Genomic DNA, 13889 nt, shown 5'->3' on the forward strand with positions numbered 1-13889 from the left:
GGTCCGTCAACTCAGCGTGGTCCAGCCGCTCTCTCCGTGCACCCCCAGGCCGCGCCCGGCGGTCTCGCGGCTCCCGTTCCTGCCGCCCCGGGCCTCCTCGCCGGTCCGCCCGAGGGGCACGCCCACGGAGACGAAGGCGGCCAGGGCCTCACGGCCCGAAGAGACCTCCGTGGAGGGCACCGCCGGGCACCCCGGCGGCCGGGGTGCCCGGCGACGGAGAAGTGCGCCACGCCGGTCGACGGGAGCCCCTGGCGAGATCAGCCGAACCGGCCGCCCACACAGAACGCCCGGCCGGAGAACCCGGCCGAGCGTTCCATTTCTCCCGCTCACGGCCTCGGCGACGCCGTCACGCGTCGCACCGTGCCCCTGGATACCGCCCGCCGGGGCACCGGCCGTTCATACCTTCCGACTAGTCGAGGTAGTCGCGCAGCACCTGCGAACGCGACGGGTGACGCAGCTTCGACATCGTCTTGGACTCGATCTGACGGATCCGCTCGCGCGTCACGCCGTAGACCTTGCCGATCTCGTCCAGCGTCTTCGGCTGGCCGTCGGTGAGACCGAAGCGCATCGAGACCACGCCGGCCTCGCGCTCCGAGAGGGTGTCGAGGACCGAGTGCAGCTGCTCCTGCAGAAGCGTGAAGCTCACCGCGTCGGCCGGAACGACGGCCTCGGAGTCCTCGATCAGGTCACCGAACTCGCTGTCGCCGTCCTCACCCAGCGGGGTGTGGAGGGAAATCGGCTCGCGGCCGTACTTCTGGACCTCGATGACCTTCTCCGGGGTCATGTCGAGTTCCTTGGCCAGCTCCTCCGGGGTGGGCTCGCGGCCCAGGTCCTGGAGCATCTGGCGCTGCACACGGGCGAGCTTGTTGATGACCTCGACCATGTGCACCGGGATACGGATGGTGCGGGCCTGGTCGGCCATGGCGCGGGTGATCGCCTGACGGATCCACCAGGTGGCGTACGTCGAGAACTTGTAACCCTTGGTGTAGTCGAACTTCTCGACGGCGCGGATGAGACCCAGGTTGCCCTCCTGGATCAGGTCCAGGAAGAGCATGCCGCGGCCGGTGTAGCGCTTGGCCAGCGAGACCACCAGACGGAGGTTGGCCTCCAGCAGGTGGTTCTTGGCGCGGCGGCCGTCCTCCGCGATGATCTCCAGCTCGCGCTTGAGCTTGGGAGCGAGCTTGTCGGAGTTCGCTAGCTTGTCCTCGGCGAACAGGCCGGCCTCGATGCGCTTGGCGAGCTCGACCTCCTGCTCCGCGTTGAGCAGGGGGACCTTGCCGATCTGCTTGAGGTAGTCCTTGACCGGGTCGGCGGTGGCACCGGCGACGGCGACCTGCTGCGCGGGAGCGTCGTCCTCGTCCTCGTCGGACAGGACGAAGCCCTTGGCCTCGCCTTCGGTCTCTTCCTCTTCACCCTTGCCGGGCGCGGCGTCGTCGACGAGCTCCTCGCCCTCGACGGCCTCGTCGGCGTCCTTCTTGGACGTGGCCTTCTTCGCCACCGCCTTCTTGGCGACGGTCTTCTTGGCCGCCGTCTTCTTGACGGCGGTCTTCTTCGCGGCCGCCTTCTTGGCGGGGGCCGCGGCCTCGTCGGCCGGGTCCACGCCCTCCGCCGTCGCCGACGCGGCCGAGACGGCCTTCGTCACGGTCGTCCTGGCGGTGACGGTCTTGGTGGCGGTGCGCTTGGCCGGGCTCTTCGCTGCGACGCTCTTGCGGGCGCGCTTCGGCGACTCCGCTGCACTGACCATCAGCGTCACACCCTCTTCCTCGAGGATCTGGTTGAGGCTGCGCAGAACATTCTTCCACTGGGTTGGCGGAATCTGGTCAGCCTCGAAGGCCCGACGCACGTCATCGCCGGCGATCTGCCCATCAGCCTTTCCCCGCTCGATGAGCGCCATCACAGACTCGGACTCGGCGATCTCCGGCGGGAGCGTACGGGATGTGCTGGCCGACACGAACAACCTCTCGGAACGATGGAAAACGGCTTCCGGCCCCGCCCATGATCGGGCCGGAGCCGACGACCGTCGGAGGGGAATGTACCGACGGCGCGGGCTGGACCGGGGAACTGCACAGCGCCTGGGGCGGCTGCCGTATTCCTTCCTCGGTCGTACCTCTTAAGTCATCGCACGGCTCCGAGGAGTGTTACGCCCAATCCACGTGGCCCGAGTCACACCCCATATGCGACACATCTACACAGACGGGTAAATGGTTGCACATGAGAGCCGCCGAAGCGCGTGCCGCCCCGGGGGACGCGCCCCGATCCCCGGGATCCCCACGAGTCCGGCAGCGCGCGAGGCCGCCGGCGGCGTACTCCCGGCCACGACCCGCGGGTCAGTGCTCGCGCGGAGCGGGAACGACGCGCTCCACGTCCGGATGGACGGTGAGAAGCTGCCGCATGGCCGTCTCGGCGGCCACGGCGTCCCCGGCTGCCAGGGCGTCCACGATCCGCGCGTGGTGCACGATGCAGGACTCGCCTGGACGGTCACAGCCGGTGACGGGACCGCCGGAGACCTGGAGTGCGGCGGCGACGATGCCGGCGAGGTGCTCCAGCATGCGATTGCCGGCGAGCTGGATGAGCAGGGAGTGGAACTCGGCGTCCGCGCGGGAGAAAGTGATGCCGTCGCCCTGGGCGAAGGCGTGCCCCATGATCTCGACCATGTCGGACAGTCGCTGCTGGACGTCCTCGCGGCCGTGTCCGGCGGCGAGCCGGGCGGCGAGGGGCTCGATCGTCCAGCGCAGCTGGTTCAGCTCACGACGCTGGTCGTCGCGCTGAGGCCCGAACGCGCGCCATTCGATGATGTCGGGGTCCAGGAGGTTCCAGTCGCTGACGGGCCTGACACGGGTACCGACGTTGGGGCGGGCACTGACGAGACCCTTGGCCTCCAGGACGCGCAGCGACTCGCGCACGACGGTACGGGAGACCTCGAAGCGCTGGCCGATCTCCTCGGGGACCAGCGGGCGGTCGGCGCCCAGATCGCCGGAGACGATCATCTGCCCCAGTTGCTGGACGAGCTGGCCGTGCAGCCCGCGGCCGCGACTGCCGGCGGTGCGGCGGCCCACCCGGCCGAGGTCCGTCTCCACCCCTTCCCAAGAGGGGGGACCCACGCGATCGGCGACGGGCGCCTCCGCGTAGGGGTAGCGATCGAGATCACCCGGGGCGCCGAGACCGGAGTCGACGGGGCGGGCGGAGGACATCATGGTGCGCGCAAGGGTACTCACGTCATCCTTTGTCGGCGCAGCTCTCGTCACCCTTGAGGTCTTTGGTGAAAAGCACACGAAAGGGTGATCGGCACCCCCTACACAATTGACGATTGATCGGGCATTGCGGGCTATTTTCAAGAGGGTTGTCGGCCGGGCAGACAGTTTCGACCCGGGAGTGATCACCAACGCGCCTTGCGGCTCAGTCCCGTGAACAGATAGGCGAAGAGAAGCGTCGTCAACGCGAGCGCCAGCGCCACTCCCACGGGCTGGACGAGGACGCGCACCGCGCCTTCGAGCCAGCGGTCCACGGCGGACGGCCAGGTGATCCTGGCGAACTCCCTCAGTCGGCCGGGCAGCCCGGCCACCGGACGGACCGAAGGGCCCGAGACGACCTTCCCCAGCAGGGGTACGAGCACGATCGGCACGGCGAGCACCGCGGCGACGCCGGCCGCCGCCGCCCGGAACACCCCGGCTCCGAGCACCCCCGCCCAGGCACACCCGACCAGCAGTCCCAGCCAACTCGCGCACAGAGTCGGCCAGTTTTCCGGAACCGGGATCAAGTCGCCGCCGTAGACGAGGCGGAGGACCTCGAGGTCCGCCACCACGACGACCACGGCCAGGAAGAGGCCGGCCGCGGCGGCGACCGTCAGTTTGGCGAGCAGCAGGCCGAGGCGGCGGGGGACGGTGCCGCGACCCGTGGTGAGGGCGGGATAGCGGTACTCGTCGCCGAAGGAGAAGGCGCCGAGCAGGCCGGCCCCGAGTGCGGCGGGCGGGAGGGGCGAGAGCGCGGGCCATCCGGCCAGCGCGGTGGGCAGAGGCGTCCCGCCGCCCCGTGCGAGCAGGACCGCGATCAGCGCGGAGAGGCCGACGGTCGCCACCAGGACGAGCCAGGTACCGGGAACGCCCAGCAGGCGACGGACCTCGTACCGGAGCGGGCGCAGCGGGGCACGCGCGGGCCGCCGTCGCGACGCGCGCCCGACGTCCGCCCCGGAGACAGCCCCGGACACGCGCCCCGGCACCGCCTCCGGCGTGGGTCCGGCGGTGTGGCGGGCGCGGGCGGCCTCGGTTTCGGCGGGGACAGGCCCCGGGGCGGAGCCGCTTTCGCCGGCCTCGTCGGCCAGGCGATGGATGAGCACGCCGTGCCGGAAGGCGGTCTCGCCGATCGTCGCGCAGTCGCTGCCGTAGATCCGGAGGCGGTTCCCGTTCTCGGCGACGACCTCGACAGGGCGGCGGGCGGCGCGGGCCTCCCGGGTCAGGACGGAGGCCAGTCGCGCGGCGTGCGGCGTGCGCACGGCCACCCGGGGCCGCAGCCGGGTACGGGCGAAGTCGGCGGCGTCCTGGTCGGCCACCAGACGGCCACGGTCGACGGTGACGACACGGTCGGCGTGACGGGCGGCCGTCCTGGCGTCCTCGGTGGTGAACAGGACGGTGCCGCCGTCCTCCGCGTGGCCGCGCAGCAGCGCGTAGAGCCAGTCGCTCTCCCGCGCACAAAGACCCGCTCCCGGCTCGTCGAGCAGGAGCGTGTGCGGTTCGCCCAAGAGTGCGCAGGCGAGGCCGAGTCGACGGTCCATCCCGAGCGGAAGGGTCCCGATGCGCTGGTCGTGGACGCCGGTGAGGCCCACGACCCGCAGCATCTCGTCGGCCTGGGACACCGGCACCCCGGCGGCGGCACACAGCATCCGCAACTGACCGCGCAGCGTGCGTGAGGGATGTCCGGCGACATCGCCGAGCATGACCCCGACCTCGCCCGGCGGGTGGGCGACGCGATGGAGCGGGCGGCCCCGGAAGTAGGTCACGCCACGGCCCGGTTCGAGCTCGAGCATCAGCCGCAGGATGGTCGTCTTGCCGGATCCGGCGGGGCCGAGCAGCGCGGTCACGTGACCCGGCCGCGCCTCGAAGGTCAGATCGTCCACGACGGGCGGCAGGTCGCGACGGGGGCTGCTGGTGAGTCCGATGGCCTGGAGCATCGCTATCCCTCGCGGTAGAGGAGACCGCTCCGCGGCAGGGCGGCTTGCGAAGCAAGATAACGCCAAATTTCGGACTTTTAGTGCAGGTTGCCGCTTCCGGGGCGCCTCGGTCGGGCCGCGGCCCCGCCTCCCGCGTCCGCGGCGTCGACAGGGCGAGAGGTGACGGGACGAACAGCCGTCGGGGGCGGGAGGCGGCCTGGCGAGCGGAGGACGGGCTGGCGGGCAACGTCGGCGGGAGGACGACGCGCGGGCGGAGGGACGGAACGGCGGGCGGACGGCGGCCGTCCGCCCGCCTCCTGCCGGACCCCGGGACTTGTCAGACCTCCGGCCGGAGCATGGGCGGGTTGAGCAGGGTCGCCCCGCCGGCCCTGAACAACTGGGCGGGGCGGCCACCCTGACGGGTGGTGGTACCGCCGGCCGGGACGAGGAAACCGGGGGTGCCGGTCACCTTCCGGTGGAAGTTGCGCGGATCCAGGGCGACACCCCATACCGCCTCGTACACCCGCCTCAACTCACCCACCGTGAACTCCGTCGGGCAGAAAGCGGTGGCCAAGGAGGAGTATTCGATCTTGGAGCGGGCCCGCTCGACTCCGTCGGCGAGGATTCTGGCGTGATCGAAGGCGAGTGGTTCCGGCCCTCCGCCCTCCCCTCCGGAAGCCTCCTCGGTGCCCAGCAGTTCCTCGACAGGAGCCCAGCGCGCGCTGTTCGCGTCGCCGCCCGCGCGCGGCGCGGGCAGGTCGGGCGAGAGCGCCAGGTGCGCCACGCTGACCACACGCATCCGGGGGTCACGGCCCGGATCACCATAGGTCGCCAGCTGTTCGAGATGGGCTCCGTTGCCGGGCGCGGGCGCCGACGCGGCGGGATCGTGGACGCAGAGCCCGGTCTCCTCGACCAGCTCGCGCGCCGCGGCGGCGCCGAGGTCCTCGTCGTCGCGCACGAATCCGCCCGGCAACGCCCACCGCCCCCGGAAGGGCGGTTCCCCCCGTCGCACGACCAGGGCGCACAGCGCGGGACCCCGCACCGTGAGCACTACCAGGTCGACGGTGACGGCAAACGGAGGAAAGGCCGACGGGTCGTAGGGAGACATGCCGCGATCATAGTCGTCTTCCTGACGATAAACACGTCCCACAGGTACACCCACCACTCCCCGCTCTCCTCCCCGAAAGAAACTCGGCACGTGACACGCGCCCACGCGCTCACCCTCCCAGCTGAAGGCCCTCGGCTGCCTCCTCCACCATGCCCAGACCCAGCCGGCTCACGCGGAGCGCGAACGGCTCTCCCGCGACCGTGAGCCCTGACAGACGCACCGCGCCCAGGGGAGCCGACCCCAGCGGCTTCAGGGCGATGGTTCCTCCCGGGGCGTCCGGCCGGACGCCGGCGAGTGCCGTCAGCAGCTGGACCGCCGCAGCCGCCGCCACGGCGGCGGGACGGCAGGCGGCCGGGTGCGGCACCGGGACCCCTCCGCCCGTGCGCTGCTCCCCCGCGTACATCTCCGGGAGCCGGTAGCCGAACGACTCGGCAGCGTCGAGCAGCCCGCGCGTGAGGAACTGTGCTCCCCTCTCGTGCCCCGCCGCGGCGAGCCCGGCGACGGCGACCGCCGTCTCGTGGACCCGCACAGCACCGGCGCGGTGCCCGAAGGGGTTGTATCCGGGTTCGGCGGCACCGAGGCTCCGCAGGCCCCATCCGGAGTCCAGCGCCGGCGAGCCGAGCAACCGTGCCAGCTGGTCGGTTCCGGCCGCGTCCAGGAGGCCGGGCGCGTACCGGCCTCCGCCCAGGAGGCCGGTGTCGAGGAGATGGGCCGCCCAGCCTCCGAGCAGGTGCCGGGGCGCCCCGTCCGGTGTCCGGGCCACGACGGGCCGGCCACCGGAGGGATCGTCGAGCCAGAACCGCTCACGGAACCGGGCGCGCTGAGTGTGGGCGAAGGCGAGGAGCTCCTCTCCTCCCGGGCGGCCGCAGGCGTCGAGCAGGTCGGCGCCGAGGACGGCTGCCCGGTGGGCGTGGGCCTGCGTCTCGGCCCTCCAGGGGCCGGCGGGGCACGGGTCCGGGACCATGGCGCCCGGCCCGCCGGCGGCACGGAGCCAGCGCAGACAACGTTCGGCGCTGGGGAGCAGCTCCGCGAGGTCCTGCTCCGGAAGGCCCCAGCGCCTCGCCTCCGCCAGCACCGTCGGGAAGGCGAGGGTGGCCTCGATGCCGGTGCAGCGAGGCGGGAGGTGAGGTCCCGCGTCTCTGAGCGGGCCGGGAATGCGCCCCGTATCGGGTCCCGGCCCGTCGAGCTGGGTGCGGGCCAGCGCGCGGAGGGTGCTGACGGCCAGCCGGGTACCGAGAGGCAGGGTCATGCGCGCGGCCCAGAGGGTCTCGGCGCCGGCCGGGCCGCAGCGCCAGGGCACCCCGGCGGCGAGATGGACGTCGGCGGACCGTACGGCATCACGCCGGAGCAGGGCACGCAGATCGTCGAGGGCGACGCGCAGCAGCTCCCCGACCCGTGGGTCGTCGCCCTCGGCCCGCGCCTCGGCGAGGACCTGGCCTCCGGGACGGGACGTGACGGACGTCCCGGTGCCGACGGGCCGTGACGTCCGGGCGCCTCCCCTGACCCGGAGTTCGATGGTGCGACTCTCGCCGGGCGCCAACTCGATCTCCCAGCGCAGCAGTCCGGCCGCGGCCAGCGCGTCCATGGGCGGCGGTGCGGCGGTGACGGCCGCGTACCTTCCGTCGTCGGTGGTCCAGCGCATCCCGGTGCCGTGGACGCTCGCCGCGAGCTCGGTCCCGGGCATGCCCGCCGCCACCGCCCCCAGATCCGCGAGATCCGTCGCCAGGGCCACTTCCACGGGGAAGCGCACCGGGCGGGCCGCCGAGCTGCGCAGGACGATCCGTTCGGTTCCGTCGGCCGTGCGAGAGCGCTCGACGGTGAGACCGGGGTCGGGCCCGGCGTCCGCGGCGGTGCGCAGGACGCCGAGGAACACGGCGCGGTCAGCGGCGGCCGTCCGGCCCTGGAGCGGGAGGGGCTCCCGGCCCGCGATCCGCAGGACGCAACGTGACAGGAGACGTCTTCCGGCGACGTAGACGCCTTCGAGGCCGTGGCCGGTGAGCTGCCCGTGTTCGGCGCAGACGGTGAGCGCGGGCAGGGCGACGCAGAGGAGCGCGTGGTGCACGGCGGGCAGGTCTCCCGCCCGCGGCGCGCCCGCGGCGCCCGGAGCGAGCGGGGGCCCGGGGACGGGGCCGGAGGCCGGGGCGGTGCTGAGGGCCATGGGTGGTGTTCCGCGCTCTCTGTGCGATCCGGACGGCCGGTGGGCCGTCGGCGGCACGGGCCGTACGGCTCCGCCACAGAACTGAACGCCGGCACGGGCGGCCGGGTCACGGGCGTCACCGCCCGCTCCTCGTCCCGCGTTGCCCACCGCGGCGGGTACCGGTACCCCGGAGGGGCCCGGACGGAGTACCCGGACGGCTGCAGGCGTTCGGTCCGGTCTTGTTCGCCGCCCCCGGCCGCGCGGCCCGCCGCGCCGCCCGCCGACGTGCCGCCCGGTCCTCCGCGCTGCCGGGAGGCTCGGTCGTGGTGGGGGCTTCGGCCGGTTCCGATGTGTCCGGCTCCTCCCGGGTCCGACGCTCACCGCGCAGGCAGCGCCGGAGCGACTCGGGGTCGAGTCCCTCGTTGCATGCCTGGTGCAGCAGGCGTGCGAAGAGGTACGCGGGGTCGGCTTCGAGCGCGAGGCCGAGGGCGACGCGGGCGGTCGGCTCGTCCCCGGTGGACCAGGCCGCCCAGCCGGCCAGGGCCAGTGGCGCGGCGGCGTGCTCCTCGAACGGGGTGACGCAGCGGCGGGCCAACGCGCGCCACAGACGGAGCGCGGCGGCGCCCTCACGGCCCTCCATCCATTCCGCGGCCCGGTCCCGGGTGTCCCGGTCCTGGAGGCCGAGGATCAGGGCGGCCGCCTCGTCGGCGGTCAGCAGCCGGTCGTCCACCGCGTCGGCCTGTGCTGTTCCTGTCCGGCCCCGGACCGCTTGGGACGCCGAGTCTCGCGGTGCCGGTGCTTCCGTGGCCGGGTCGCTCGCAGGTGGGGCGTCGAAGCGCCGCATCACCTCCGCGGCCAGCGTCAGTGTCGCTTCCCTGACCTCCAGCCGGCCCTGTCCGGCGGGATCGTCGAGGATCTTGGGCACGAGCACGGTGGCGGCGGCGTCCAAGGCCGTGCGCTGCCGTGCGCCGTCCGGTGCGTCGCACGGCCGGAACCTCGCCCGCATCTCCCGCAGGGTGCCGCGTACCTGGATCCCGGCGTAGGCGGCGGCCGCCGCCATCACCGAGGTGCCGGTGAGCGCGAGGGGAGTTCCGTCCTCGGGGCAGCAGCGCGGGTCGGGACAGCAGTAGGAGAAGTACAGGCCGTCGGAGATGCACAGGGCCTCGTAGACCGGGATGTCGAGGGCACCGCACACGGTGCGGAGGCGCTGCGCGAAGGGGCGCAGGCGTTCCGTCACCCGACGGCCCGTCTCGCCGGGAGCGGGGTCCTGGCAGAGGAAGACGACGATGCCGTCCGGCCGGGCGCCGCCGCTGAGGGCGCTTCCCTCGACCAGGCTCACGGCGAGGTGCTCCGCCGTGGCGGGCCATTCCTCCGGCGAGTCCGGGATGCCCAGCCTGACCCGGCCGCCGAAACGGCCCTGCTCGCCGTGGAGCGCGACGAGCACCACGGAGTCGCTGGGGTGGAATCCCAGCATGAAGGGCAGGGCGTCGGCCAGTTCGGCGGGTCCGCGCAGGGTGATCTGATGCGTTTGGGGCGTTACACGGGAATCATGCCGGTTCGTGTTCATGGTCACGACGGTCTCGCGGACACCTCCGCGTGCGAAACCCCTGTGGATAACTCCCGCGCCGGTTGTCCACAGATTCGCGGCCCGTTCGCCGAATGTCCGAGGCATCGGGTTGCATGGAGACATGACCCACGCAGAACGACCCGAAGACCGCGCCACCCTCCGCGCCACCGCCGATGCCGTACTCGCCCGCCTCGTCGGCGACGCCACGGGCAAGGCGAGACTGCGGGAGGACCAGTGGCGCGCCATCGAGGCGCTCGTCGCGGAGAAGCGGCGGGCGCTGGTCGTTCAGCGGACCGGGTGGGGCAAGTCCGCCGTGTACTTCGTGGCGACCTCGCTGCTGCGCGAGAGGGGCAGCGGTCCGACGGTGATCGTGTCCCCGCTGCTCGCGTTGATGCGCAACCAGGTGGAGGCGGCGGCCCGGGCGGGCATCCGCGCCCGCACCATCAACTCGTCCAACACGGAGGAGTGGGAGACGGTCCAGCAGGAGGTGTCCGCGGGCGAGGTGGACGTACTGCTGGTCAGCCCCGAGCGGCTCAACAATCCGGACTTCCGCGACCAGGTGCTCCCCCGGCTCGCCGCCGCCACGGGCCTGCTGGTGGTGGACGAGGCGCACTGCATCTCCGACTGGGGTCACGACTTCCGGCCGGACTACCGGCGTCTGCGCACGATGCTGGCCGAGCTCCCGGCCGGGGTGCCGGTGCTCGCCACCACGGCGACGGCCAACGCCCGGGTGACCGCGGACGTGGCCGAGCAGCTCGGGACGGGTGCCGGGTCGGACGCGCTGGTGCTGCGCGGTCCGCTGGACCGGGAGAGCCTCAGCCTCGGCGTCGTGCGTCTGCCGGACGCCGCCCACCGGCTCGCCTGGCTGGCGGACCACCTCGGGGAGCTCCCTGGGTCCGGCATCGTCTACACCCTGACGGTCGCTGCGGCCGAGGAGGTGACGGCCTATCTGCGGCAGTGCGGGCACACCGTGTCGTCGTACACGGGACGCACCGAGAACGCCGAACGCCAGCAGGCCGAGGAGGACCTGCTGGCGAACCGGGTGAAGGCGCTGGTGGCGACCTCCGCCCTGGGGATGGGCTTCGACAAGCCGGACCTCGGCTTCGTCGTCCACCTCGGCTCGCCCTCCTCGCCCATCGCGTACTACCAGCAGGTGGGCCGCGCCGGCCGTGGCGTGGAGCACGCCGAGGTGCTGCTGCTGCCGGGCAAGGAGGACGAGGCGATCTGGCAGTACTTCGCCTCGGTCGCCTTCCCGCCGGAGGAGCAGGTGCGCCGCACCCTGGACGTGCTGGCCCACGCGGACCGACCGCTGTCCCTGCCCGCCCTCGAGCCTCTGGTCGAACTGCGCCGCACGCGGCTGGAGACGATGCTCAAGGTGCTGGACGTGGACGGTGCGGTGCACCGGGTGAAGGGCGGCTGGACGAGTACGGGCCGGCCCTGGAGCTATGACACGGAACGCTACGCGTGGGTGGCCCGTCAGCGTTCGGCCGAACAGCAGGCCATGCGGGAGTACGCGGCGACCACCGGTTGCCGGATGGAGTTCCTACGGCGTCGGCTCGACGACGAGGCGGCGGCCCCGTGCGGCCGCTGCGACAACTGCGCGGGGTCCCGCTTCGACCCCAAGGTGACCGACACCGCGCTCGACGCCGCCAAGGGCGAGCTCGGACGCCCCGGGGTGGACGTGGAGCCCCGCAAGATGTGGCCGACCGGACTCGCCGCGGTCGGCGTCGATCTGAAGGGCCGTATCCCCGCGACCGAACAGTCCTACGGCGGAAGGGCGCTGGGAAGACTTTCGGACATCGGCTGGGGTAACCGGCTGCGTCCGATGCTGTCGGAACAGTCGGCGGACGGCCCGGTTCCGGACGATGTCGTGCAGGCGGTGGTCCATGTGCTCGCCGACTGGGCCAGAGGTCCGGGGGGTTGGGCCTCCGGGGAGCCGGACGCACCGGCACGGCCGGCCGGAGTGGTCACGGTCGCCTCGCGCAGCAGACCACGGCTCGTGGGCTCGCTCGGCAGCCGGATCGCCGAGGTCGGGCGGATGCCACTGCTCGGTTCGGTGGAGTACGCGCCGGAGGCGGAGGAGTTGCGGATCTCCCGGACGAACAGCGCCCAGCGGGTGGTCGGACTCCACCGGGCGCTCACGGTCCCGCCGGAGCTGGCGGAGCGGCTGGCCTCCGCGGACGGTCCCGTCCTGCTCGTCGACGACCTGTCGGACAGCGGTTGGACACTGGCTGTGACGGCTCGTCTGCTGCGCCGGGCAGGGGCGGATGGCGTGTTCCCGATGGTGCTCGCCGTCCAGGGGTGAAACAGGGAGTGAACAATGGGCAACTGGGCAGGGATATGAGAGTCATACCGGCGTATTCCAGTCAGCGGCCTCAATTGCTCGTTGCCGCCCGTGCACAGGCCGAGCAAGAATTGGGCATCGCCCCGCACGGCCCGTACGCGGTCCCGAAGGACCGTGCCGTGGTGCGCCCTCATTCGACCCTGCCCGCCCTGCGGGCGCGTTTCCGAAGGGAGGACCGTGACCTTCGGATTCGCTCCGTCCGCAGCCACCTCGATCAGTTCGTCGTCCGGGTCCGCCAGCCACCTCGCTCGGATGCTGGAACCGGCCGAGTGGACCGCGGCAGGAATCCCGCTACTGCGCAATCCGCGTGAGGTCGTCAGCGGTCTGCACAGCCGCCACCGACCGACGCCCTCGACCGCGATCGTCGCCGTCCTCGACCCCGAGGAACGCCTCACGGCCAGCGCGTCGTTCGTCCGTCGCGCCGTGCCGGCGGACGGCTGGGAGTTCCGCAACGCGCTCCTCGCCCATCTGCGCCGGGTCATCCCGCACGACCTCCGCAGGCGCTCCCCGGTACGGACCGCGGTCCTGCTCTACTGCCGCGATGGTGACGAGCGCTGGACCCAGGAGGACGGCGCCTGGATGTGGGGACTGCGTGACGCGTGCACCCTCCACGGACTGCGCTGCGGTGCGTACATCACGCTGACCCGCGGCGGCTGGCAGGTCCTGGGCGAGGGCCGGGGCGGTCGGCAGCCAGGCGCCGACTCCCGTCCCGTCCCTCTCGGAGAGGCGACCTCCGAGCTGGGTGCGCTCACCCCGCGGACGGCCGGTGGCGCCGCCGAACCTCTGCGCCGCGCCGCGGCACGCTGAGACCTTTCACGCAGCGGACCGGTCGGCACGGCCCGGCCGCCCTCCAGGGGCGGCCGGGTCAGGACCGCGTACGGCGTGGCGGCTCAGACACGCACGTCGAGCACGGCGTTGATGCGCTGCGGGTCGCCGCAGACGATGAGCAGCGAGGTGGCGCGTCCCGCCGCGAGGGGCAGGAAACCGGCGGTGGCCTCGTCGGCTCCGCCGTTGACGGCCACGACCACCACGGGCCGGGCGGCCACCTGTCCCACCGCGGCGGCGTCCGCGAAGAAGACGTCGTCGTGGGCGTCCTGCTGCGCCCAGTAGGCGGCTTCTCCGAAGGACAGCTCATGTGCTGCCCAGGGGTGTTGCTCGCCGGTGGTGAGCAGCAGGATCTCGCCCGGTGCGCGACCGGACTCCAGGAGGAGGTCCACGGCCTCTTCGGCCGCGTCGAGCGCACCTTCGAAGGAAGCGGGGATCAGCTGGATCTGCGGGCCGGACGGCTGCTCGGAACGTTTCTCCGGGCCGGACGGTGTCGACTGGCCGGCACCGGGGTGCTGGCGCTGTACCGGCGGACCGGGCCTGGCCGGTCCGGGGACGGGACGTCCGGGCCGCGGTGCGGTCGCGGAACGCGGTCCGGGTACGGGACGGGGACTCGGCACGGGGCGACCGGCGGCCGTAGCGGCGCGGGGACCCTGGGCACTCTCGTGAATCTGAGGCTCCTCGGGGATGAGAGGCATGGGTGGATGTCTATCAAACGCCGGTGCGATGCGATCCGGCGGGTTGGTGCAAATCGTGCGACCCGGC

At 72.8% G+C, this 13889-nt stretch carries 10 protein-coding genes; 2 read left to right on the forward strand and 8 right to left on the reverse strand.

Annotation, left to right across the window (positions count from 1 at the left end):
* Positions 1-6: 6 nt before the first annotated feature.
* The 7 genes from OG393_RS06955 to OG393_RS06985 all read right to left on the reverse strand — a co-directional run bounded on the left by OG393_RS06955 (position 7) and on the right by OG393_RS06985 (position 9955).
* Positions 7-180, reverse strand: a complete 174-nt coding sequence (locus OG393_RS06955; protein ID WP_327373751.1) for a hypothetical protein — start codon at positions 178-180, stop codon at positions 7-9.
* A gap of 229 nt (positions 181-409) precedes the next feature.
* On the reverse strand, positions 410-1951 hold the full coding sequence (locus OG393_RS06960; RefSeq protein ID WP_327373753.1) for an RNA polymerase sigma factor: 1542 nt from the start codon (positions 1949-1951) through the stop codon (positions 410-412).
* Between the two features lie 376 nt (positions 1952-2327).
* On the reverse strand, positions 2328-3215 hold the full coding sequence (locus tag OG393_RS06965) for a FadR/GntR family transcriptional regulator (protein ID WP_327373754.1): 888 nt from the start codon (positions 3213-3215) through the stop codon (positions 2328-2330).
* A gap of 161 nt (positions 3216-3376) precedes the next feature.
* On the reverse strand, positions 3377-5164 hold the full coding sequence (locus OG393_RS06970) for an ATP-binding cassette domain-containing protein (protein WP_327373755.1): 1788 nt from the start codon (positions 5162-5164) through the stop codon (positions 3377-3379).
* Between the two features lie 316 nt (positions 5165-5480).
* Entirely contained in the window at positions 5481-6251 is a 771-nt protein-coding gene (locus tag OG393_RS06975; RefSeq protein ID WP_327373756.1) for an NUDIX hydrolase, read from the reverse strand.
* Positions 6252-6360: 109 nt separating this feature from the next.
* The gene (locus OG393_RS06980; protein WP_327373757.1) at positions 6361-8409 is read right to left on the reverse strand and encodes a glycogen debranching N-terminal domain-containing protein; all 2049 of its coding nucleotides are present in this window, start codon (positions 8407-8409) and stop codon (positions 6361-6363) included.
* A 115-nt stretch (positions 8410-8524) separates the two neighbouring features.
* Positions 8525-9955 (reverse strand): DUF4192 domain-containing protein, encoded by a 1431-nt coding sequence (locus OG393_RS06985; protein WP_327373758.1) that lies wholly within the window; start codon positions 9953-9955, stop codon positions 8525-8527.
* A gap of 121 nt (positions 9956-10076) precedes the next feature.
* Here OG393_RS06985 and OG393_RS06990 point away from each other — a divergent pair, with 121 nt between their 5' ends.
* Positions 10077-12260 (forward strand): RecQ family ATP-dependent DNA helicase, encoded by a 2184-nt coding sequence (locus OG393_RS06990; RefSeq protein WP_327373760.1) that lies wholly within the window; start codon positions 10077-10079, stop codon positions 12258-12260.
* Between the two features lie 216 nt (positions 12261-12476).
* Entirely contained in the window at positions 12477-13106 is a 630-nt protein-coding gene (locus OG393_RS06995; protein WP_327373761.1) for a hypothetical protein, read from the forward strand.
* Positions 13107-13189: 83 nt separating this feature from the next.
* On the opposite strand, the gene OG393_RS07000 is transcribed toward OG393_RS06995, so the two are convergent.
* Positions 13190-13822, reverse strand: a complete 633-nt coding sequence (locus OG393_RS07000; RefSeq protein WP_327373762.1) for a hypothetical protein — start codon at positions 13820-13822, stop codon at positions 13190-13192.
* Positions 13823-13889 lie beyond the last annotated feature (67 nt).

Origin of the sequence: Streptomyces sp. NBC_01216, from assembly GCF_035994945.1 — a bacterium.
Taxonomy (GTDB): Bacteria; Actinomycetota; Actinomycetes; order Streptomycetales; family Streptomycetaceae; genus Streptomyces.